The sequence below is a fragment of the Nonomuraea sp. 3N208 genome, from assembly GCF_052245935.1.
Taxonomy (GTDB): Bacteria; Actinomycetota; Actinomycetes; order Streptosporangiales; family Streptosporangiaceae; genus Nonomuraea.
This window is the reverse complement of record NZ_JBQQBR010000014.1, coordinates 200,697-221,892: the sequence shown is the minus strand read 5'-3', so window position 1 is coordinate 221,892 and position 21,196 is coordinate 200,697. Positions and strand designations below refer to the sequence as shown.

Sequence of the window (21,196 nt, the reverse complement as noted above, 5' to 3'; positions counted from 1 at the left end):
TTTCGTGCGCGTCATCCCCGTCGATGACGGCTCATTCCGGCTGGACGGCGCCGAGTTCAGGTGCCGTCGGGCGCACTGCACTACTTCCGCGTTCACCCCGAGCAAGGGAAGCACCGGCTCGCCATGGTGCGCGCCATGGGCCTCAACACGGTCGAGACCTACGTGCCGTGGAACCTGCGGCTGCCGGGCCAGAATCGCGGCGCCGGTCACGGAGCAAGCCCTGCCTCGCGGGCACGGTAGCGCACGAGGCAGGGCCTGCTCCTGCGGAGTGCTGTCCGGTCAGAGAAGGCCTCGGGATGCGAAGGCCTCGCGGACCGCGGTGGCGGCGGTGGCGCCGCCGTGGCGTTGCGCCGTGGCCACCGTCGCCTCAGCGGCGGCGCGGAACGTGGTGTCTTTGGCGAAGTCGAACTGGGCATCGATGATGATCGCGCTGCCCAGGCTGTCGCCCAGGCGGGCGCGGATGTCGTACAGGGCCGCCGACCAGATCTCACCGTCGCGGTGGACCTCTCCCACCGCGTCCTCCGGGTAGCGCTTGGTACCGTCGAGGCGGCGCAGGCAGTGCGGGGTAGTGGAGGTGTAGGAGACTGCGTCCCAGTCGGCGACGCAGGCCTCCGGCGCATTCGCGGGAACGCCGGTCTTCCAGCTCGTCACGGCGACGGCGAGGTAGTCGCTGAAGCCCTCGCCGATCGCGCCGGACTCCAGCGTGGTGCCGAAGCCAGGCACCTGACCGTCCTGCACCGAGTGACCGTACTCGTGGACGATCACCTCGGCGTCCTCCGCGTCGTCCACACCTCCCTTACCGAGGGTGATGTTGGCCTTGTCCTCGCGGAAGAAGGAGTTGTCGGGACCGTACTGGTTGATCCGCAACTCGATCTGGCGCTGGTTGACCGGACGCAGCCGGGAGCCGAAGCCGACTGACTGCAGGTAGTGCTGGGCGGCGGTGACCCAGTAGTACCCCATCACCTGCTCGAACTGGTCGGTGTCGCGGTGGAAGGAGAACGTGCCCTTCACCGGCTTGCCGGTCTCACTCTTGACCCGGACGTAACGCCCGGTGAGGGTGCCGGAGCCGTCCAGGTCGGTGAGGGTGACGGTGCGGTAGGCGAGGGCGAAGGCCGCGCTGTCGCGGTCCTTGTCGTCGGTCAGTAACTGGTCGCCGAGGGTCTGGACCGGGTTGGGGTAGAAGATCGTCGCGGTGGGGTCGGTGCCGGCATGGGCGGTGCCGGGGACCAGCAGCGCGGCGGCGGTAGCGAGGGCGAGGCAGGCGGTAGTTCGGCGCTGCCGGGGGGTGAACACAAACAGTCTCCTCTTTAAGGGGGGTTATCGGGCGAATGTACGGCTCGGAGTGACCAGCTGTCACCTCGTACTCGACAGCGCCGTCGGCTCTTTCAACGCGCATTGGCCATAGACACCGCGCACAATGGCGCCGATCAGATACAGGTGCCGATCGACCGCAACAACTTCCGGCGAGCCGGACGCTCAAGAGATCGCAATGCTCGCGGAGAATACTTCGAAAGGTTCCGACGTGAAGCCTTGGAGCATTCGCGTGCTGGGGCTCCGCCGCGCATACAGCCAGGCAGCGGGGCCCTCGTCTGGCATGAGCTGCTGCTGCCGTCCGTGTCGGTCCTACCCGTTGACGAGGCCGCAGACCCCGCAGCCACCAAGTGCGGTCAGTTCCCACGAACAAAACCACAACGCAGGTCAACGAGGCGCCGTTGGCATTACTAGCACCGTTCGAGCGTGAGCAGCGGCTCAGAAAACACAGGCGCCGGTGCGTCGGGATCTGCGGCAACAGCCTGCTCCAGGCGGCGGAAGCCGGCCTCCAGCTCGTCGGGACTGAGGTGAGCGAAGAACGAAAGGGTGCGCAGGCGCAGCCGTTGGAGCATGTCACCGCGGGTGCCGGAGGACGGCTCGGTAACCGTGCCGAAGCCGGCAACGCGCCAGCCGGCCGACGTGAACGTCGCGATGACCTCATGCAGCGGCTGAAACAGCGAGGCGTCCACCTCAAGGCCGCGGGGGAAGTGCTCCAGCCACCACGGCCTGGGATGGTGGTCGCTGAAATTTCCGCGCAGTAGCAGCCGCCCGGCGGGCCTGAGCACCCTGGCCAGCTCCCGGGCCGCCCGCGGCTTGTCCTGGACATGGTGCCAGGACAAGAACATAAGAGCGTAGTCGGCGCTGCCGGACGGCACTGGCATGTCCTCGGCGGAGCCTGCCAGATACCGCACACCAGGATGCAGGGACTGCGCCTGCGCCATCTCGCGCATGCGGACCGACGGCTCGACGCCGATCACCGGCCCGAACGCTCGCGCCAGCGCGGGGGTGAACCTGCCCGTCCCTGAGCCGACGTCCAACCCGGCCAGCGGGCGCCGCTCGGGCAGCAGGGCTCCGAAGGCGCTGATCCACGTCTGCAGCTGCCGCTCGGTGAGCGCACGGCCACGCGCGTAGTTCTGGTACTGCTCCGTGTCGTAGTCGATCCGCCTCATCGGCAGCTCCCGCGTCAACCGGGCTACGGCAAACCGTCGGCCCGATATATCGAGTTGATACATCGGCACGATATGCGGAGTCGCGCCATGCCGCAAGTCGGGCATGGCGGTCGGGCGTGCCTGCGCCGCGATGACCAGCCAGGTCTAGGGTCGCGGCCGGATCCGTCGCAACCTGTCGCACAAGCGGAACCTGCCCCGGGGCCCCGTCCGGAAGTTCCGTCCGGCACCCGGATGTGTCACCAGGCTGGTCCACTTGCACTGAAATGATCAGAGGGCCGGACTCGCTGAGCAGGGCCGACTTCTCACAGACGGGACAGCCCGTTGACGAGGCCGCAGACCCGCAGCCACCAAGCGCGGCCACTTCTCGCGAACATCGATCATGCTTCCGACCGCCCAGTGCGGTAAAGACTCACGAGCATGTGTGGTCAGTTCCCACGAACGGAACCAGTTTCCCGTCCTCAGGTGGATACGCCGCACGTGATCGTCTCCCTTCGTGCGACCGCAGAACAGAAGCCGGGTCCGCCGGCTCAGTTGCCATGGGAGGATCCACGCCGGCGGCGGCCACGTCATTTCCTCCGTACGGCGGGCGTGCCGGAGGCGGCGTCGGCCGCGCCGGGGCGCGTGAGGCGTTCGGGGTCGACCACCTGGTCGAAGAGCGTCTCACTGATACCCGCGTCGAGTGCGGCCTGTTTGAGGGTCAGGTTCTCATCGAGTGCGTGGTGGGCGATGCGGGCGGCACGGTCGTAGCCGATCACCGGGCTCAGCGCGGTCACCATCATGATGGAGCGCTCGATGTTGCGCTTCAGAGTCTCCTCGTCGAGCTGCACGCCCTCAACGAGGTACACGCGGAAGTGGTCCATCATGTCGGTCAGGATGCGGACAGAGTGCAGGACGTTGTTGATGATGATCGGCCGGAACGCGTTGAGCTCGAAGTTGCCCTCGGCCCCGGCCAGGGAGACCGCGGTGTCGTCGCCCATCACCTGCAGGGCCACCATGAGCATCGCCTCGGCCTGGGTGGGGTTCACCTTGCCCGGCATGATCGAGGAGCCGGGCTCGTTGGACGGCAACCGCAGCTCGTGCAGGCCCGTCCGCGGCCCCGACCCGAGCCAGCGCATGTCGTTGGCGAACTTGAACAGCGTCACCGCCAGCGCGCGCACTGCCGACGAGACGCGTACGAGGGCGTCGCACGACGCCTGGGCGGCGAACTTGTTGGCGGCGCTGACGAACGGGTGACCGGTGAGCTCGGCGAGTTTCGCGGCGACCTCATCGGCGAAGCCGGGGGGCGCGTTCAGACCGGTGCCGACCGCCGTGCCGCCGATCGCCAGACGGTAGAGGCCGGACCGCGTGGCGGTCAGGTGCTCGATCGCGTCCTGCAGTTGGGCGGCATAGCCCGACCATTCCTGGCCCACGGTGAGAGGGGTGGCGTCCTCCAGGTGGGTGCGGCCGATCTTGACGACGTGCTCCCAGCGGCGGCTGTTGCGGTCGGCGGCCTCCCGCAGACGGGACGCCGCGGGCAGCAAGTGGCCGTCGATGGCGAGCAGGGCGGCCAGATGCATGGCGGTGATGAAGGTGTCGTTGGAGGACTGCCCCATGTTGACATGGTCGTTGGGGTGGATGGGCTCTTTGGCGCCCAGCCTGCCGCCGACGAGCTGGATCGCCCGGTTGGAGATCACCTCGTTGACGTTCATGTTGGATTGGGTGCCCGAGCCGGTCTGCCAGACATACAGCGGGAACTCTGAGTCGAGGTCGCCGGCGATCACCTCGTCGGCCACCCGGCAGATCAGGTCGGCCTTCCACTGGGGCAGCCGTCCGGCGCGGGCGTTGACCATCGCGGCGGCCTTCTTGATGTAGCCGTACGCGTGGTAGACGGCCTTGGGCATGCGGTCGTCGCCGATGTTGAAGTGGATCAGTGACCGCTGGGTCTGCGCGCCCCAGTAATGGTGCGCAGGTACCTGGAGCTCCCCAAGGGAGTCGCTCTCGGCGCGTGTGCCGCGCTCGTCCAGCCCGATCGGGACGTCCCTGATCGCCGGTGGGGATCCGGTCTTGGTCATCGCTGCTCCATGGCCTTGATCGGGTGGTAGGTGGGCTGCCACATCGCCTGGCGGATCTGTTCCACCGCGTTGTGGATCTCAGTGCGGGCCAGGCCCTCGGTGGCGGCTTGCTCAGCGACGGCCACGGCGACGGTCGCCGAGACCTCTCTGAGGTTGTCCACCTGGGGCAGCAGCGACGCGCCCGGCAGCGATGGGTCCACGAGCCCGGCGACGGCGTCAGCGGCAGCCTCCAACATGCCGTCGCTGACCTGGCGCGCCTTGGACACGACCACGCCGAGCCCGATGCCGGGGTACAACATCGCGTTGTTGGCCTGGCCGATGGTGTACGTGACACCGTTGTACGTGATCGGGTCGACCGGGATGCCCGTGGCGATCAGGGCACGGCCGTCCGTCCAACGGAGCAGGTCGGCCGGCATCGCCTCGATCCGCTCGGTGGGGTTGGAGATCGGGAAGATGATGGGTCGACCCCCGTCAGAGGCCATCGCGCGGACGACGTCCTCGGTGAAGGCGCCGTGCATGGTCGAGGTGCCCAGCAGCATGGTGGGCTTGACCCGCTCGACGACCTCGTGCAGCCCGACACCGTCCTCGCCGCGGCTCCAGCCGTCCACTTCGGCGGCCGGGCGCGCGTAGGGCCGCTGGAAGTCGCGGAGGTCCGTCATGTCGTCGATGAGGAGGCCCTGCTTGTCGATCGTCCAGATGCGGCGGGTGGCGGTGTCGCGATCGAGGCCGTCGCGGACCATGGCATCCCGCAGCTGGTCGGCGATGCCGCAGCCGGCCGTGCCCGCGCCGAACACGACGATCCGCTGGTCCCGCATGGCCGTTCCGGACACCCTGAGCGCGCTGAGCATGGCGGCCAGAACGATCGCGCCGGTGCCCTGCATGTCGTCGTTGAACGTGGGGATCTTGTTCCTGTAACGGTCCAGGATCCGGCGTGCGTTGGAGGGGCCGAAGTCCTCCCAGTGCAGCATGACGCCGGGGAACATGCGGGTGGCCGTGGTGACGTAGGCGTCGATGAAGGCGTCGTAACGGTCGCCGCGTACGCGGGCGTGCCGGTTGCCGACATAGGCGGGGTCGTTGAGCAGGGCCTCGTTGTCGGTGCCGACGTCCAGCGCGACCGGGATGACGCGGCCCGGGTCGATGCCCGCGGCGGCGGTGTAGACGGCCAGCTTGCCTGCGGCGATGCCCGCCCCGCCGCCGACGCCCCAGTCGCCGATGCCGAGGATCTCCTCGGCGTCGGACGCCACGATCAGGTCGACGTCATCCGGTCCCATACCTAGGTCCTCGAACGCCTTGGCGATCCCGTCAGGGTCGTTCACGGACAGATAGAGTCCGCGCGGTCGGCGGTACTCGTGGCTGTAGCCCTTGATCGCCTCGGCCACCGTGGGGTCGTACACGATCGGCAGCATCTCGCGGAGGTGGTCACTGAGCAGTCGGTAGTACAGGACCTCGTTGCGGTCCCGCAGCCCTTCCAGGAAGACGTTCTTGAGCAGGTCCGTGGGCTGGGCACGGTATTGCGCGTAGGCCCGCCGCGCCTGCTCGTCGATCGTCTCCACCGCGGGCGGGATCAGACCGTCGAGGTCGAGCTCGGCGCGTTCCTGCCGGGTGAAGGCGGTCCCCTTGTTCAGCAGCGGCTCCTGGAGCAGGCCGAGCCCGCGCACGGCCGTGACGTAACTTCCGTCGTCCTCTTCGGTGAAACCACGGCGTGAACTGGTGGAACGGCTGGCATAGGACATCATCGCCCCCGTGAGATTGAGTGTGCTGTCGATGCCCAGTTCGTGCCCCTCGCTCAGCCCATATAGCCCAATATGCGATAAAAGGCGCGTATCGCCATAAGCGCATGGGTTGCCGTGGGTGAGCATGGAGGATGCCGGAGACGACGACCTGCTGCGCTCGACGGTCTGGGATGTGGAGCCGTCCCCGGTGAGTGAGCTTCACCCGATCCAGGGGCCTCGAAGTCGGAGCGGTACATCTTCATCGCGCGGGCTCGCGACCCGGCCACGATCTTCTCCGACACCCCCTCGAACAGGCCGTCCGGCAAGCCGATCGTCTTCACCCGCTCCAGCTTGACGATCTCGGCCAGCAGCGTGTCCAACTGCAGTGGCCTCGGATCCTGCTTCAACTCCTGCGGGAACGCGCGCCCGCCGCCGACGCCCCCGGCCTTACCGTTACTCGGCGATCCTGATCATCCTGGTGTTCGGGGTGGCGACCGACTACGCGCTGCTGCTCGTCGCGAGATACCGCGCGGAGCTTCGCCGGCACCAGCAGCCGCGGATCGCCATGGGCATCGCCTGGCGGCCGTCTGCCTCACGTAACCGGATCTGCTAACCCACCACGCGGGCGACCCACGCCGTTCGCCCTGCTCCCACCGCTCCCCGGACGGAATCCGGCCAGCTGATCGAGTGCGACCTGCTGCCACACTCCTTCACCGTCCTCCGGGCGCGAGGAGCCGCATTACTTCATTTTGTGTTGAAGTAATGGCCCTGATCGCCTACATTTCTTCCCCAGGGGATGAAGTTTTTTCCGGAATCAGGGAGCAGATCATGAGCATCGACGGCACGTGGGCGTTCACCGCGGAGTCTCCGAGGGGCGCGCAGAGCTTCTCCGCGACGTTCACCTCGCACGGCGAACAGCTGACAGGGACGATGACCGGCGCGCAGGGCTCCTGGGAGATCGCCGAGGGCTCGGTGCGCGGCAACGAGGCGGGCTGGCTGGTGCGCAGGGCGATCATGGGGATGAACCTGCGCTTCACCGGTGTCATCGACGGCGATCAGTGGACGGGCAAGGTCAAGGCCGGATTGCTCGGAAGCTTTCCGGCCAGCGCGGTCCGCACGACACAGGAGCGGCCACCGCCGGCCCCGTCCGAGCCCACCTTGATCAGCCCGGAGGAACGGGCCGACCCGTACCCCCTGTACGCCCGCATGCGCCAGGAGGGTCCCGTCCGCAGCGTCGAAGGCCCGCTGGGCGCTCAGGTCTGGATGGTCACCGGGTACGGCGAGTCCAGGGCCCTGCTGAACGACTCGCGCATCTCCAAGCACCCCCGGTATGCCCCCCAGTGGCTGCGCGAGCTGGGCATCGTCACCGCCGACGAGGGGCCGACCGGAACGAACATGCTCAACAGCGACCCGCCTGACCACACGAGGTTGCGCCGCCTGGTGAGCAAGGGGTTCACCCCGCGCCGCATCGAGGCGCTGCGACCCAGGGTGCAGCACATCACCGACGATCTGCTCGACCGGATGGCACCGCTGGGACAGGCAGACCTGATCGACGCGTTCGCCTACCCGCTGCCGATCACGGTGATCAGCGAGCTGATCGGCGTGCCGGAGGAGGACAGGGCCGACTTCAGGTCCTGGACCGCCGCCATGTTGCTGCTGCCGCTGGAGGAGGACCTGCGTGCCAGGCGCTTGAAGGGCATCGAGGCCATCAACGCCTACCTCGCCGCCCTGATCGAGCGCAAGCGCGGCGATCTGCGGCCCGGCGTGCCGAGGGACGAGCAGCCCGACCTGGCCAGCGCGCTGGTGGCGGCTGCGGACGACGAGGACGGCGTCCTGAGCGGGCGGGAGCTGGTGGGCATGCTGAATCTGCTGCTCGTCGCCGGCCACGAGACGACGGTCAACCTGATCGGCAACGGCATGGCGGCGCTTCTGCGCCACCCCGACCAGCTCGCCCTTCTGCGCGCCCAGCCGGACCTGCTGCCTTCCGCGATCGAGGAGATGCTGCGCTACGACGGCCCCGTCGAGCAGGGAACAGGGCGGACGGCGGTGGAGGACATCCAGATCGGCGGGGTGACCATTCCGGCGGGGAGCCAGGTGACGGTGGCTCTGGCCGCCGCCGACCGGGACCCCGGGCGCTTCCCCGAGCCTGACCGTTTCGACATCCGGCGCGAGGACAACGCCCATGTCGCTTTCGGCCACGGGCTGCATTTCTGCCTGGGCGCGCCGCTGGCCAGGATGGAGGCGGAGATCGCCTTCCGCGGCCTGCTGGACCGCTTCCCGGACCTCGCGCTGGCCTGCCCGCCCGAGCAGCTGCGTCAGCGGCCGGGGACGGCCATCCTGTTCCGCGGCCTGGCCGAACTGCCCGTGAGGTTCACCCCAGCGGCTCGGTGATCAGCCGCTGGATGACCGGCGCCATCAGCGTGACGAGCGTTTCCGTGGACGCCGAGGCCAAGGGCTCCACGCCCAGCAGGTGGCGGGCCACGGCCAGGCCGGCGAGCTGGGCACCGATCAAACTGGCCCGCAGATGCGCGTCCGGCAGGTCGAGGTGCTTGGCGAGCGAGCCGGCGAACTCGTTCTCGATGAACTCGCGCAGCTTGGCCGCGGGCTCCCGATCGGTGACGGCCAGCCGGGTCAGGGCGCCCACCCCGTCTGCGGCGTCGCCTCCCTCGGTGACTTCGAGGAACCGGCGCACCAGCCTTTCCCCGAAGTGCTCCACCCCCTCCGACAGCAGCTCACCCACCGGATCGCGCTGCGGGCTGTACCTGTTCAGCACGGCCTCATAGAGACCCTGCTTGCTGCCGAAAAAGTAGTGGATCATCGCCGGGTCGACACCGGCGTCGACGGCGATCGCCCTGATGGTGGCCCGCTGGAACCCCTCGGCGCCGAACCGCGCCGCCGCGGCCTCGACGATCCGCTGCCGGTTGGCCGCGCCGGTGCGCCAGCGGCCGCGGCGCCCCTGCTCGCCAGCCGTGTCGTTCACGGCGTCAGTTTACTTCACCGCATGTCGAACTTATCCGAGACGGAGGACCCATGGACCGCAGTGTCCACGTCCTGGTGGTCGGTGGAGGGCTCAGCGGCTTGGCCGTAGCCACCCTCCTCGGCCACTATGGCGTGCCCTGTTTGATCGTCGAACGCCGGACCGAACTGCCACCCACCTCGCGCAACGAACGGCTCAGCGTGCGCGCCATGGAACTGCTGCGCACCCTCGGCTTAGAGGAACCGGTCCGCGCGGCCGGATTCCACCCCGATGAACTCGGCGACATGCTGCAGGCCGACACCCTGGCCGGCGCCGAACTCGGGCGGGCGCCGCAGCCGTGGGTGGCCGTGCCGCCGCAGCTGAGCCCGCTCGAGCCCGTTTGCTGCAACCACGCGTGGCTGCGTGAGCTGCTGCGCGAGCGCGCCTGCGTGCTGGGCGCGGAGATCTGGACCGGCTCCGAGCTGACCGGCCTGCGGGAGGAGACTGACGGGCTCGTCGCCGACGTGCGCCGGCCGGGGGGCGAGACGACCGTGCGGGCCTCATACGTGGTCGGCGCCGACGGCCCGCACAGCCTCGTCCGCGAGCGCGCCCTGATCGAGGCCGAAGGTCCGGGCACCATCGCTCAGCTGTACGGCGTGGCCTTCCGCGCGGATCTCAGCGAGGCCATCCGCGGGCGGCACTTCGCCGGCGTGCAGCTCGATGGGGTGGGCGGCACCCTGCTGAAGGAGTCCGGGCCCGACTCGTGGGTGCTGCTGCGCCCTCGCCCGGCCGACGACTCCCCCGACGACGGCGAGGACCTGGTCGAACTCGCCCGCGCAGCGGCAGGCCTGCCGGACCTGAAAGTCGAGATCAACGGCATCTTCAGCTTGCCGATCACCCTGCTCACCGCTGAGCGGTTCACGCGCGGCAGGGTCGCGCTCATCGGCGATGCCGCCTGCTCGCTGCCACCCACACCCGGCATGCACGGCGGCAGCGTGCTTCAGGACGCGCAGAATCTCGCCTGGAAGCTGGCTCTGATACTCAGCGGCAGGGCCGGTCCCGGGCTGCTCGACAGCTACGACACCGAGCGCCGCCCGCTCGCGAGCCTCGCGCTCACCGACGCGCTCACCCGGATCAGCGTGATCCCACCGTCGGAGGATCTGCCCGACCGGCTCACCCTGGAATTCGGTGCGGTGTACCGGTCCTCGGCAGTGGTCCCGGAAGGCGAACAGACCTTCGCCGACCCCCTGGAGTCCGCAGGACTGCCAGGCACCCGCGTGCCCTACCTGGGGCTCGACCTGTTCGGCCGGGACTTCGTCTGCCTGGCCGGCCCCGGCTGGACCAGCACCGACATCCCCCTCACCGCACTGGAGCCGTCGTGGGCCGAGGCCCTCGGCGTGAGCGCGAGCGGGGCCGTACTCGTCCGTCCCGATGGCATCATCGCCTGGCGCGCGCGGACGGCATCACCAGAACACGACCTCGAAACCGTACTCAACCAGATCCTGAACAGAGGAGATCAGCCGTGACCTTGCGCGTCATCATCGCCGGAGCCGGACTCGGCGGACTCACGCTCGCCCACGGGCTACGCCGAGCCGGGATCGACGCGGCCGTTTACGAACGGGACCCGGCACCGGACAGCCGCGCCCAGGGAGCCCGCTTCCACATCGACGACAGGGGAAAGCAGGCCTTGCACGCCTGCCTGCCCCCGGCCCATGCCGAACTGTTCGAGGCGACCCTGGGGCGCGACAGCCGAGCACTCAAGGTGATCGGCGACGTGAACGGCCGCCTGGAGCTGCTGGCCACCAACTCCTTCGACGGCGGACAGGGCAGGCCCGACGCCGTGCGGCCCGGCCACCCGGTGAGCCGTCAGCTACTGAGGCGCATCCTGCTGAACGGCCAGGAGGACCGCGTGCACTTCGGCCGGGAGCTCGTCCGGTTCGAGTACCTGAGCCAGGGTGTACGCGCGTACTTCGCCGACGGCGCCCACGCCGACGGAGATCTCCTGGTCGGAGCCGACGGCATCGGCTCCGCCATACGCCGCCAGCTCCTGCCGCACGCCGAGGTGATCGACACGGGGGCGCGCTGGCTCGGAGGCAAGACCCCGATCACCACGGAGATCACTAGCACCGGGATCATCGATCTGATCGGAAGCAACTTCACCATCACCGAGCTGGACGACCTCGGCATGATCCTGGCGGCCATGCAGTTCAGCGAGCCGCCACCGCGCGCCGCCGCGCGGCTGCTGCCAGAACTGGACCCGGGCGAAACCGCCGACTTCCTGATGTGGGCGCTGATCCCGCCCAGCGACAGGCTCGGGACGGGATTCCAGACCATCGGCGCCAGGCGGCTCTGGGAGCTCGCGCGCGAGCTGGTCGAGCCGGCTCATCCGACGTTGCGGCTGGTCGTCGAGCAGGCCTGGCCGGAGCAGACGCTCTGCCTGCCGCTCGGCGCCTCGATGCCGGTCGACCCGTGGCAGCCCACCGCCGTCACCCTGCTGGGCGACGCCATCCACGCCATGCCGCCCAACCGCGGCTCGGGCGCCAACACCGCCCTGCAGGACGCCGCGCGCCTGTGCCGCCACCTGGCCGGCGGACAGCCGCTGCTCGATGCGGTGGCCGCCTACGAGGAGGAAATGCGTCGTGACGGGTTCGAAGCGGTCAACGCTTCGGTGTCCGCCATGGGCGACTTCCTGCTGCGCGGCTGAACCCGTGCATCTGCTGCGCCGGGTCGGCGCCCACGTTCTCGAGACCGCGCTGCCCGTCATCGGCTTCACCGTCGCCTACGCCACGACGAGGCAGATCGCTCCCTCTCTGGCGGCCGCGCTGGTGGCAGCCGCCGCTGTGGCCCTCTTCCGAGTACGGCAGGCCCAGAAGCCGTGGGCGGCGCTCGCCGGGTTCGGCGTGTCGGCAGCGGCGGCGGCACTGGTCACCGCCTCAGGCAACGCCGCCGACTTCTTCCTGCCGCTGCTGGTGATGCGCGGGACACTCGCCGTCGCCACGCCCATCCTGCTCTTGCTCAGGCTGCCGCCGTTCGGGCTTGCGTACGGCGTGCTCACCCGGCAGGGCCTGGCCTGGCGACGCTGCGCCATCCAGTTGCGCGCCTTCACCATCGTCAACCTCGTCTGGTTTCTGGTGGACGCCACGCTCACCGCCAACCAGATCAGGCTCTACCTCGACGATCAGGCGGTCGCGATGGGAGCCGTCAAGGTCCTCATCGAGGCACCCACCTACCTTCTGTCCGCGGTCGTTCTCTGGAGGCTCTATCGCCGCCTGACCGCCCGGCCCTGCCACGGGCCAACCTGCCCCTACCACGCTCACGAGGATCAGGCCGCCGCTCGGTGACCGCTCCTCACGGCGCGCAGAGGATCGGTGCCAGGACTCGATCCGTCGCTGTGGTGCCGCATCCGTCCAGTCGAACGGTGACCTCGCCTTTCACCTGGTTTGACCTGCTCCCTCGCCAATGCCGAGCAGGATGGGAGCATGCGCAGTCCGGTGTTCACACAGCAGGTTGGCAATCTTCCTGCTGAGGTGACCAGCTTCGTGGGGCGTCGGCATGAGATGGCCGCAGTCCAGAAGCTCATGTCGACTTCGCGTCTGGTGACGCTGACCGGCATGGGAGGTGTGGGCAAAACACGGCTGGCGCAGCGGGTGGCCTCCGAACGCCACCGAGCGTTCGACGCGGTCTGGCTCGTCGATCTCGCCGATCTTACCGATCCATCGCTGATGACCCAGACGGTGGCAGCCGTCGTCGGGCTCCGGGAACGACCGGCGTGCTCGCCGATCGCCGTTCTCGGCGAGTTCTTCGCCCCGCAGCACGCCTTGCTGGTGATGGACAACTGCGAACACCTGATCGACTCTTGCGCCGTCTTGACCTACGAGCTCCTGCGCGCCGCGCCGAAGCTCCAGATCCTCGCCACCAGTCGCCAGTCGCTCGGCGTCCCCGGTGAGAGCACTGTGACGCTTCTCCCCCTTCCCGTGCCCGACCAGGACTCGCCCGAGGCGGAGCGGCCTGAGCAGTGCGAGGCGGTCGACCTGTTCGCCCAGCGAGCGGCGGCCGTCCTGCCCGAGTTCGTCATCGACGAGCACAGCCACGATTCGGTGGTCCGGATCTGCAGATTGTTGGACGGCATCCCTCTGGCTATTGAACTGGCCGCGGTACGTTTGCGCTCGTTCGCGCTCGGCGACATCGTGCGACAGCTGGATGACCGATTTCGATGGTTGACGGGTGCGGTAGCACCGCCGCGGCAACGGACGTTGCGCACCCTGGTCGATTGGAGCTACCGGCTTCTCACTCCTGGGGAGCGGACGCTTTGGGAGCGGATGTCCCTCTTTTCAGGGCATTTCGATCTGGATGCCGTTGAGTTCGTGTGCGGATACGGTGATATCGAGCCGCGTGACGTGGCCAACCTACTGGACGGCCTCATAGACAAGTCCCTCCTCCTCCGGGAAGATCACGCTGGCCACGTCCGCTACCGCATGCTGGAAACGCTACGCCAGTTCTGCCACGACAAGCTTGGCCGTCCTGACGAGCAGCGCATGTTCTTGCGCCGGCATCGAGACTGGTACGGCCATCTCGCTGAGCAGGCGGCCGCCGACTGGTTCGGGCCCGAGCAGGCAGCCTGGTTCACCCGTCTCAGGCTCGAGCATCCCAATATCCGGACCGCTTTGGACTTCTGCCTGCGCGAGCCGGGCGCGGCCGAGATCGGTCTACGCATGGCCATCGCGCTCCAGCAGCCCTTCTGGCTCGCCCACTCCTTCTACGACGAGGGGCGCCAATGGCTGGCGCGGCTGCTGCGAGCCGTGGCCGAACCCGCCGCGCTGCGCGCGCAGGGGCTGTACGTGAACGGATGGCTTGCGACGATGCAACGCGACATTTCGGCGGCCCTGCCAATGCTGGAGGAAAGCCGCATTCTGGCCGAACAGAGCGGCGATCGCGATTGCCTCGCGTACGCCACCGGTCTTTCCGGAATGGCCGTGCTCTACGAGGGACACCCGGAGAAAGCGGCGCCGCTGCTCCGTGACGCGATTGAGGGACACGCCGCCTGCGGCGATCAGTACGGGATTACGATGGCGTCGATCGTCCTGGCCTCCGCGTTGTATGAATTGGGCGATGCCGGACGCGCGGATGCGCTCACCGAGGAGTGTTTGGCACGCAGCGAAGACCATGGCGAGAGCTGGTGTCGTGTCTGGGCGCTGACCTGGCTCGCCATGGACATATGGACGCGCGGCCAGACCGCGCGTGCGGCATCGCTGGCGCGGGAGAGCCTACAACGAAGCCGCTCTTATCATGATCGGTCGACCATAGCGCTGAACGTGGAGCTTCTCGCATGGAGTGCCACCGTCGACGGGGATTGCGAGCGAGGAGCCAGGCTCCTCGGTGCCGCCGCGAATGTCGCCGGAGCGGTGGACGTTTCCGGCCTTCTGATGAAGTCTCACGTCCAGCAGCACGACCGCTGCCGGAGCACGCTGCTGAGCTCCTTGGGAGACACGGTCTTTACCAGGGCTTATGAGCGTGGTCGCAGGCTCACTCCCCAAGCGGCGATCAATGACGCTCTGTGCGAGCAGGACCGCACGACGCTGCCAGAGTCCGAACGCGAGCAGACACCATCGCCGTTGACCCGACGCGAAAGTGAGGTCGCGGAACTGATCGCCAGGGGGATGAGCAACAAGGAGATCGCCGCAACTCTCGTTATCGCTCAACGCACCGCCGAGGGACACATCGAACACATCCTGACCAAGCTCGGCTTCGACTCACGAGTCCAGATCGCGGCATGGTTCAGCACGCAGAAGACCGCCGAGTAGCAATGACTTAAGCTTGCGATTTAAGCAGGTTCGGGCACTCACCGGCGCGGCGGACCTGGGCGCCTACATCTGCTTCGAGCGACGAGGCAGGTCAGGGCTGAGGCCGCCTAAAGGACGAACCTGGGCACCGCGCGGCACCCGTCCGCGGGTGACCATCCGAGGTAAACGCGTCGGCCGGGTCAACATGGCCGGCGTGCTGTGCTTCCGGCCCCCGCATCTGTTCTACAAGCTGCTCGTCTATCACGGACGCAAAGACGAGCCGAAGAGCTTCACCTGGAGTGACTACCGTGACCTGATCGTCTCCGCCCACCTGCAGCTCGATGCCCCGCTCGTGTGGTGCTGGGACAACCTGAACATCCACCTGGCCGCGGAGCTGACCGAGTTCGCCGAGGCCAACGCCGACTGGCTGCGCCTCTACCACTTCCCAACCTACGCCCCGGAGCTGAACCCGGCTGAAGGCATCTGGTCTCTGCTCCGGCGGGCGATGGCCAACTTCGTCGTCGCCGACCTCCCCGGACTCGTCCGGATCATCAAACGCAAACTCAAGAAGATCCAATACCGGCCACCTGCTCAACGGCTGTCTCGCCCAGACCGGCCTGACGATCAAAGATTCCTTGATCGCATGACCGAGACCCTAGGAATTCAGCCTGTGTACTGCACGGCGTTCTCAAAGCTGATAGGCCAGCGGTGAGCTGGCAAGACGGCCTCTACCATGACCTCGCGCGACATTTCCATTCACGCGTGTCGGCGCTCGACCTCACTCGGCAGGCATGGGAGAAACGATGAGCGTCTGAGCGTGCATGTCAAGATCGATGACACCGCCACCGGCTTTGCGCAGCTTCCGCCGTTAGTTTACGGTCCCTTACTTGACGCGACGTACTGGAGACTTCTGCGCGAGATGCCTGGTCAGCGCGACTATCGCACTGTTCCCTTGTTCTGGGTGCCCTCCAAGGGGCACCGCAAAAAGGTTCGGGGTCCTCTGTGTGCCGCTCCAGGGATTCGAACCCTGAACCTCCGCCTCCTGAAGACGGCGCCTCTTGCCTATTGGGCTAGAGCGGCTGGGCCCCGGGCTTGGCTGGCGTGGGCCTGGCCCGGGGCGAGGGCGTGGTCCGGCCGGGGGGCGCCATTCCCGTCGGCCAGGCCGTGGCCCGCGGCCCTTTTCTTTCAGGGCCGTCGTCCGAGTGGCAGGATTCGAACCTGCGATGCTCCTGCTCCCAAGGCAGGCGGGCCGACCAAGCTACCCCACACTCGGATATGAATGTCGTGCATGAAAAGAGCCGCCTCGGATATGGCCGAGACGGCTTTCCTGGTAATCCTCGGGGACTATCCGGAAAGCCTGCGCGGCGGCAGCTCGGGGAGGGTCGCGGGTGGCCAGGTGGTGCTCAGGTCGCGCATTCTCGCCCCCTTCCCCGTTTGCTTTTCTCGGGTGGACGGTTACTACGGTAAACCAGTGATCGGCGAGGGTGCCACATATTTATTTTTCCGCGTGGTCCCAGGCCAGACCGACCCTGGTCTCCGGGGTTTCGACGCGGAAGCGGGGCAGTGATTCCGGGAAGTTGTCCCTGACGTAGTCGACCAGGAACTCGCGTACGTCGCATTTGAGGTCCCAGGAGGATGGCGAGTCGGCGGCGCTCATGAGGGCTCGGAGCTCGACCAGCCCGTTGGGCAGCACGTCGGTGACCTGGAGCGTCCAGTCTTTCTGGTCCCACAGCGGGTTGCCCTGCAGGAACTCGTACAGGGCCTCGCGGAGCTTTTTCACCGGCACCGACCAGTCCACCCGCAGGAACACGACGGCGAGGACGCGGCTGCCGTGCCGGGTCCAGTTCTCGAACGGGGTCTGGGTGAAATAGCTGACCGGCAGGACGAGCCGGCGCTCGTCCCACAGGCGCAGGACGACGTACGTGAGGGTGAGCTCCTCGATTCTGCCCCATTCGTCCTCGACCACGACGACGTCGTCGAGGCGTAGCGCGTCGCTGAAGGCCAGTTGGAGCCCGGCGAGCATGTTGCCGATGGTGGGCTGGGCGGCGATGCCGACGATGGCCCCGGCGATGCCGGCCGAAGCGAGCAGGCCGGCGCCGAGGGCCCGCACCTGCGGGAACGAGAAGAGCATCGCGCCGACCGCGACCATGATGATGATCGCGCCGGCGACTCGGCGGACCAGCGCGATCTGGGTCATGATCCGCCGCGCCCGGCGGTTGCGCTCGCCCTCGACCTGCACCAGCCGGTCGAGCACCACGTCCGTCAGCGCGTACGTCGCCTGCACGATCAGCCAGGTGAGCGCGGCGATGGTGACGAGGCCGAGCACCCGCTCGACCGTGCTCGCCAGGCCCCGCTCGGACGGCGAGTCGCCGAACATGCCGGGCCCGAACACCACGTTGAACGCCAGCACGGCGGCCACCGCGAACGCGGGCCACGTGCAGTGCTCCACCAGATGCCGGGCGAGCGCGAACTTGCGCCCGACCCTGTTCAGCATCCTGCGGACCGCCTCCACCAGGATGATCGACCCGATCACCGAGATCACGAGAATCGGCCAGTCCAACGGAGACTGCACGCAGATGCCCCCCTTTGTCTTAGAACGTCTCGTCAAAGGTCACATTGCCCTCAACCGCCACTTGGTAAGCGGAGACGCGCCGTTCGAAGAAGTTGGCCAGTTCCTGGACGTCCTGGAGCTCCATGAACGCGAAGGGGTTGGCGGAGCCGTAATGGCGGGGCATGCCGAGCCTGGCCAGGCGCTGGTCAGCGACGTACTCGAGGTATTGGCGCATCTGGTCCACGCTCATGCCGGCCATGCCGTCACCGCACAGGTCCTCGGCGAAGGCCAGTTCGACGGTCACGGCCTCCTCCAGCATGGCGGTGACCTGCTTGCCCAGTTCGTCGTCGAACAACGACGGTTCCTCGGCCCGGACCGTGTCCACCACGCTGAAGGCGAACTCCATGTGCATGGACTCGTCCCTGAACACCCAGTTCGTACCGGTGGCCAGGCCGCCGAGCAGGCCGCGAGAGCGGAACCAATACACGTAGGCGAAGGCACCGTAGAAGAACAGGCCCTCGATGCAGGCGGCGAAGCAGATGACGTTGAGGAGGAATTGGCGGCGCTCGGCAGCGGTTTCCAGGCGGTCCAGACCGTTGATCGAGTCGATCCACTTGAAGCAGAATTCCGCCTTGTCGCGAATCGAGGGGATGTGCTCGATGGCGGCGAACGCCTTCACCCGCTCATCAAGGTCGGGGAGGTAAGTGTCGAGCAGCGTCAGGTAGAACTGCACGTGGACGGCCTCCTCGAACAGCTGCCTGCTCAAATACAGGCGCGCTTCGGGGGCGTTGACGTGCTGGTAGAGGTTGAGCACCAGGTTGTTGGCCACGATCGAATCGCCGGTGGCGAAGAACGCGACCAGGCGGTTGATGAGGTGCCGCTCCTGCGGCGTCATCTTCGTCAGGTCGGCGAGATCGGAGTGCAGTTCCACCTCCTCGACCGTCCACGTGTTCCGGATGGCGGCGCGGTAACGCTCGTAGAAGTCCGGATAGCGCATCGGTCGGAGTGTGAGGTCCATTCCGGGGTCGAGCAGCAACGCTTTCTCCTCAATAACATCTACTTCTGTCTTTTACGGTCGCCCAGCGTCACCGCACGCGCCGCACAAGGCTGGGGTCTGTCATGGCCGGTCGTGAAGGCTCACGGGGTACGCGCCGTTACGAGCGCGTCGTTGGCCGTGTTCTTCGGTGAAGCGGTCACTTGGGTCACTGGGTCACTGGGTCACTGGGTTACTGGCAGGCTTCGCAGACCTCTGGGTTCTCCAGTGAGCAGGCGACGGCCTCCTGCTCGGGCGCGGCCACCGTGGTCTGGGCGATACGGGTCGCGGGGCGTGAGCGCAGGTAATAGGTGGTCTTCAGGCCCTTTTTCCAGGCGTAGGCGTACATCGAGGAGAGCTTGCCGATCGTCGGGCTGGCCATGAAGAGGTTCAGCGACTGCGACTGGTCGATGTACGGCTGCCGCGCCGCTGCCAGGTCGATCAGCGCCTTCTGCGGCAGCTCCCAGGCAGTCCGGTAGAGCGCCTTGAGGTCGCCGGGGATGCCGGGGACGTCCTGGATCGAGCCGTCGGCGCGCTTGATCGCGTCCCGCATCTGCTGCGTCCACAGCCCGCGTGCCTGCAGGTCGGCCACCAGGTAGCGGTTGACCTGGAGGAACTCTCCGGACAGGGTCTCACGCTTGAACACGTTGGACACCTGCGGCTCGATGCACTCGTAGCAGCCGGCGATGGAGGCGATCGTGGCGGTCGGCGCGATGGCGATCATGAGGGAGTTACGGAGACCGTTGATCGCGATCTTCTCGCGCAACGCGTCCCAGGGTGGCGTGCTCCCCACGTAATGGTCCGGGTGCAGGACTCCCCCGGCCGCCCGGGTGTCGGCGTACGACGGATGCCTGCCGCGCTCGGCGGCCAGATCGGCCGAGGTGTCGTACGCGGCCAGCGCGATCTCCTCGGCGATCCGCGTGGACAGCGCCAGGGCCTGCGGCGAGTCGAACGGCAGCCGCAGCGTGAAGAACACGTCGGCCAGCCCCATCACGCCGAGCCCGATCGGCCGCCACCGCTTGTTGGCCGCCTCGGCCTCAGGCGTCGGGTAGAAGCCCAGGTCGATGGTGCGGTCCAGGAAGCGGACCGCGGTGCGGACAGTGCGGCGCAGCCGCTCCCAGTCCATGTCGCCGCCCGCGAGGTGTGCCGCCAGGTTGACCGAGCCGAGGTTGCAGACCGCGGTCTCGGCGTCGTTGGTGACCTCGAGGATCTCGGTGCACAGGTTGGACAGGTGGATGACGTTCTCGGGGCGGGCGGTCTGGTTGGAGGCGCGGTTGGCGGCGTCCTTGAACGTCATCCAGCCGTTGCCGGTCTGGGCGAGGGTCCGCATCATGCGGCCGTACAAGGTGCGGGCGGGGAGCTGCCGGACATAGCGCCCGGCGGCCTCGTACGTGCGGTACGCGGCCGTGAACGGCTCGCCGTACAAATCCGTGAGGTCGGGCACCTCCTTCGGGTCGAACAGCGACCAGACCTCATCCGCCTCCACCCGGCGCATGAACTCGTCGGGCACCCAGTTGGCCAGGTTGAGGTTGTGCGTGCGACGCGCGTCCTCGCCGGTGTTGTCGCGCAGCTCCAGGAACTCCTCGATATCGGCGTGCCAGGTTTCCAGGTAGACGCAGGCCGCGCCCTTGCGCCGGCCGCCCTGGTTGACCGCCGCGACCGAGGAGTCGAGGGTACGCAGCCACGGGACGATGCCGTTGGAGTGGCCGTTGGTGCCCCGGATCAGGGAGCCGCGCGAGCGCACCCGAGTCCAGGAGATGCCGATGCCGCCGGCGTACTTGGACAACCGCGCCACCTGGCCGTACCTGTCGTAGATCGATTCCAGCTCGTCGCGCGGCGAGTCGAGCAGGAAGCACGATGACAGCTGCGGCCGGCGGGCGCCGGAGTTGAACAGCGTGGGAGAGCTGGGCAGGTAGGACAGCGTGGACATCAGGGCGTAGAGCTCGGCGGCCTCCTCGACCGTCTCCGACAACCCGCAGGCCACGCGCAGGAAGAAGTGCTGCGGCCGCTCCAGCACGGCCCGTGTCTCGGGGTGGCGCATCAGGTACCGGTCGTAGACGGTCCGCAGGCCGAAGTACTCGAACCGGCCGTCGGCCGCCTCCGAGACCAGCGCGTCCAGCTCGGCGGCGTGCGCGGCAACGAACGCGGCCAGCCCGTCCTGGATGAGGCCGGCCGCGTGGGTGGCGGCGATGGACTCGGAGAACGTCCGCACCCCGTGGCCGGCCGCCTCGTCGGCGATCTCCTCGGCCAGCAGCCTGGCGGCGACTCGGGAGTTGGCCGGGTCGGTGATCACCCGGGCCGCGGCCTCCTCGATGGCCAGCCGGCGGTCGATCTCAATGACCTGCGTCACGTGCTCTCTCCTCGCGAGCTCATCCCCGTGAGAGCGCGCGAGAGCACGGCGGGTCCCCGTAGCTCCGCGGCCCTCCCTCGAGGCCATGGACACTGCACAACGCTGGCAGGTCTTCGGGCTCGCGGGCGCGCTCAATGGCTCCTACTGGCCGTCGCTTCCCAGATCGCTCCAGTGCTCATGACGGCGGTCGTTCCCGCTCACCGCTGCGGGGCAGCCCCGGAATCGCACCGGGTTCCCTTTTGCTCCGCCTCCGGAGAGGCGAACCAGCGACGATCAGGATCCT

16 protein-coding genes, 2 tRNA genes, 1 pseudogene and 1 riboswitch are annotated in these 21,196 nt (G+C 67.8%); of the genes and pseudogenes, 8 read left to right on the top strand and 11 right to left on the bottom strand.

What is annotated here, in order from left to right:
• Positions 1 to 60: 60 nt before the first annotated feature.
• On the top strand, positions 61 to 240 hold the full coding sequence (locus ACTWPT_RS22855) for a beta-galactosidase (protein WP_443179458.1): 180 nt from the start codon (positions 61 to 63) through the stop codon (positions 238 to 240).
• Between the two features lie 39 nt (positions 241 to 279).
• Here ACTWPT_RS22855 and ACTWPT_RS22850 read toward each other — a convergent pair whose 3' ends face one another.
• From ACTWPT_RS22850 to ACTWPT_RS22830, 5 genes are all read right to left on the bottom strand, one after another.
• Entirely contained in the window at positions 280 to 1,293 is a 1,014-nt protein-coding gene (locus ACTWPT_RS22850; RefSeq protein ID WP_443179457.1) for a M36 family metallopeptidase, read from the bottom strand.
• A 428-nt stretch (positions 1,294 to 1,721) separates the two neighbouring features.
• Positions 1,722 to 2,480, bottom strand: coding sequence for a class I SAM-dependent methyltransferase (locus ACTWPT_RS22845; RefSeq protein ID WP_443179456.1), 759 nt, complete (start codon positions 2,478 to 2,480; stop codon positions 1,722 to 1,724).
• 566 nt (positions 2,481 to 3,046) lie between these two features.
• Complete coding sequence (locus tag ACTWPT_RS22840; RefSeq protein ID WP_443179455.1) at positions 3,047 to 4,531, bottom strand: class II fumarate hydratase; 1,485 nt, start codon at positions 4,529 to 4,531, stop codon at positions 3,047 to 3,049.
• Entirely contained in the window at positions 4,528 to 6,267 is a 1,740-nt protein-coding gene (locus tag ACTWPT_RS22835) for an NAD-dependent malic enzyme (protein WP_443179454.1), read from the bottom strand. The genes ACTWPT_RS22840 and ACTWPT_RS22835 overlap by 4 nt, the downstream gene beginning before the upstream one ends.
• A gap of 50 nt (positions 6,268 to 6,317) precedes the next feature.
• Complete coding sequence (locus ACTWPT_RS22830) at positions 6,318 to 6,623, bottom strand: hypothetical protein (RefSeq protein WP_443179453.1); 306 nt, start codon at positions 6,621 to 6,623, stop codon at positions 6,318 to 6,320.
• An 83-nt stretch (positions 6,624 to 6,706) separates the two neighbouring features.
• Here ACTWPT_RS22830 and ACTWPT_RS22825 point away from each other — a divergent pair.
• A pseudogene (locus tag ACTWPT_RS22825) lies at positions 6,707 to 6,817 on the top strand (MMPL family transporter); the annotation flags it as partial.
• A gap of 254 nt (positions 6,818 to 7,071) precedes the next feature.
• A complete protein-coding gene (locus tag ACTWPT_RS22820; protein WP_443179452.1) occupies positions 7,072 to 8,634 on the top strand; it encodes a cytochrome P450 family protein in 1,563 nt (520 codons plus the stop codon).
• On the opposite strand, the gene ACTWPT_RS22815 is transcribed toward ACTWPT_RS22820, so the two are convergent.
• Positions 8,615 to 9,223, bottom strand: coding sequence for a TetR/AcrR family transcriptional regulator (locus tag ACTWPT_RS22815; protein WP_443179451.1), 609 nt, complete (start codon positions 9,221 to 9,223; stop codon positions 8,615 to 8,617). The two genes, ACTWPT_RS22820 and ACTWPT_RS22815, sit on opposite strands and share 20 nt — an antisense overlap.
• Before the next feature lie 50 nt (positions 9,224 to 9,273).
• On the opposite strand from ACTWPT_RS22815, the gene ACTWPT_RS22810 reads away from it, so the two are divergent.
• From ACTWPT_RS22810 to ACTWPT_RS22790, 5 genes are all read left to right on the top strand, one after another.
• Positions 9,274 to 10,725: an FAD-dependent monooxygenase gene (locus ACTWPT_RS22810; protein ID WP_443179450.1), complete on the top strand. Its 1,452-nt coding sequence runs from the start codon at positions 9,274 to 9,276 to the stop codon at positions 10,723 to 10,725.
• Positions 10,722 to 11,903, top strand: coding sequence for an FAD-dependent oxidoreductase (locus tag ACTWPT_RS22805; RefSeq protein WP_443179449.1), 1,182 nt, complete (start codon positions 10,722 to 10,724; stop codon positions 11,901 to 11,903). The genes ACTWPT_RS22810 and ACTWPT_RS22805 overlap by 4 nt, the downstream gene beginning before the upstream one ends.
• A 4-nt stretch (positions 11,904 to 11,907) precedes the next feature.
• On the top strand, positions 11,908 to 12,540 hold the full coding sequence (locus tag ACTWPT_RS22800) for a DUF3159 domain-containing protein (protein WP_443179448.1): 633 nt from the start codon (positions 11,908 to 11,910) through the stop codon (positions 12,538 to 12,540).
• Positions 12,541 to 12,678: 138 nt separating this feature from the next.
• A complete protein-coding gene (locus ACTWPT_RS22795; protein ID WP_443179447.1) occupies positions 12,679 to 15,000 on the top strand; it encodes an ATP-binding protein in 2,322 nt (773 codons plus the stop codon).
• Between the two features lie 13 nt (positions 15,001 to 15,013).
• Positions 15,014 to 15,691 carry a transposase gene (locus ACTWPT_RS22790; RefSeq protein WP_443179446.1) on the top strand — a complete coding sequence of 226 codons (678 nt, stop codon included), beginning with the start codon at positions 15,014 to 15,016 and terminating at the stop codon, positions 15,689 to 15,691.
• A 293-nt stretch (positions 15,692 to 15,984) separates the two neighbouring features.
• Here ACTWPT_RS22790 and ACTWPT_RS22785 read toward each other — a convergent pair.
• The 5 genes from ACTWPT_RS22785 to ACTWPT_RS22765 all read right to left on the bottom strand — a co-directional run bounded on the left by ACTWPT_RS22785 (position 15,985) and on the right by ACTWPT_RS22765 (position 20,913).
• Positions 15,985 to 16,059: transfer RNA gene (locus ACTWPT_RS22785), tRNA-Leu, on the bottom strand.
• 117 nt (positions 16,060 to 16,176) lie between these two features.
• Positions 16,177 to 16,252, bottom strand: a tRNA-Pro gene (locus ACTWPT_RS22780).
• Between the two features lie 222 nt (positions 16,253 to 16,474).
• Positions 16,475 to 17,551: a mechanosensitive ion channel family protein gene (locus ACTWPT_RS22775; protein WP_443179445.1), complete on the bottom strand. Its 1,077-nt coding sequence runs from the start codon at positions 17,549 to 17,551 to the stop codon at positions 16,475 to 16,477.
• A gap of 19 nt (positions 17,552 to 17,570) precedes the next feature.
• Positions 17,571 to 18,527 carry a ribonucleotide-diphosphate reductase subunit beta gene (locus tag ACTWPT_RS22770; protein WP_443179444.1) on the bottom strand — a complete coding sequence of 319 codons (957 nt, stop codon included), beginning with the start codon at positions 18,525 to 18,527 and terminating at the stop codon, positions 17,571 to 17,573.
• Positions 18,528 to 18,756: 229 nt separating this feature from the next.
• The gene (locus ACTWPT_RS22765; protein ID WP_443179443.1) at positions 18,757 to 20,913 is read right to left on the bottom strand and encodes a ribonucleoside-diphosphate reductase subunit alpha; all 2,157 of its coding nucleotides are present in this window, start codon (positions 20,911 to 20,913) and stop codon (positions 18,757 to 18,759) included.
• Positions 20,914 to 21,000: 87 nt separating this feature from the next.
• Positions 21,001 to 21,196, bottom strand: a riboswitch (cobalamin riboswitch).

Bases quoted from the DNA above. Each gene is read 5' to 3' on its own strand.
- ACTWPT_RS22845 (WP_443179456.1), bottom strand. From the start codon at position 2,480: ATGAGGCGGATCGACTACGACACGGAGCAGTACCAGAACTACGCGCGT.
- ACTWPT_RS22840 (WP_443179455.1), bottom strand. From the start codon at position 4,531: ATGACCAAGACCGGATCCCCACCGGCGATCAGGGACGTCCCGATCGGG.
- ACTWPT_RS22835 (WP_443179454.1), bottom strand. From the start codon at position 6,267: ATGATGTCCTATGCCAGCCGTTCCACCAGTTCACGCCGTGGTTTCACC.
- ACTWPT_RS22820 (WP_443179452.1), top strand. From the start codon at position 7,072: ATGAGCATCGACGGCACGTGGGCGTTCACCGCGGAGTCTCCGAGGGGC.
- ACTWPT_RS22810 (WP_443179450.1), top strand. From the start codon at position 9,274: ATGGACCGCAGTGTCCACGTCCTGGTGGTCGGTGGAGGGCTCAGCGGC.
- ACTWPT_RS22795 (WP_443179447.1), top strand. From the start codon at position 12,679: ATGCGCAGTCCGGTGTTCACACAGCAGGTTGGCAATCTTCCTGCTGAG.
- ACTWPT_RS22770 (WP_443179444.1), bottom strand. From the start codon at position 18,527: ATGCGCTATCCGGACTTCTACGAGCGTTACCGCGCCGCCATCCGGAAC.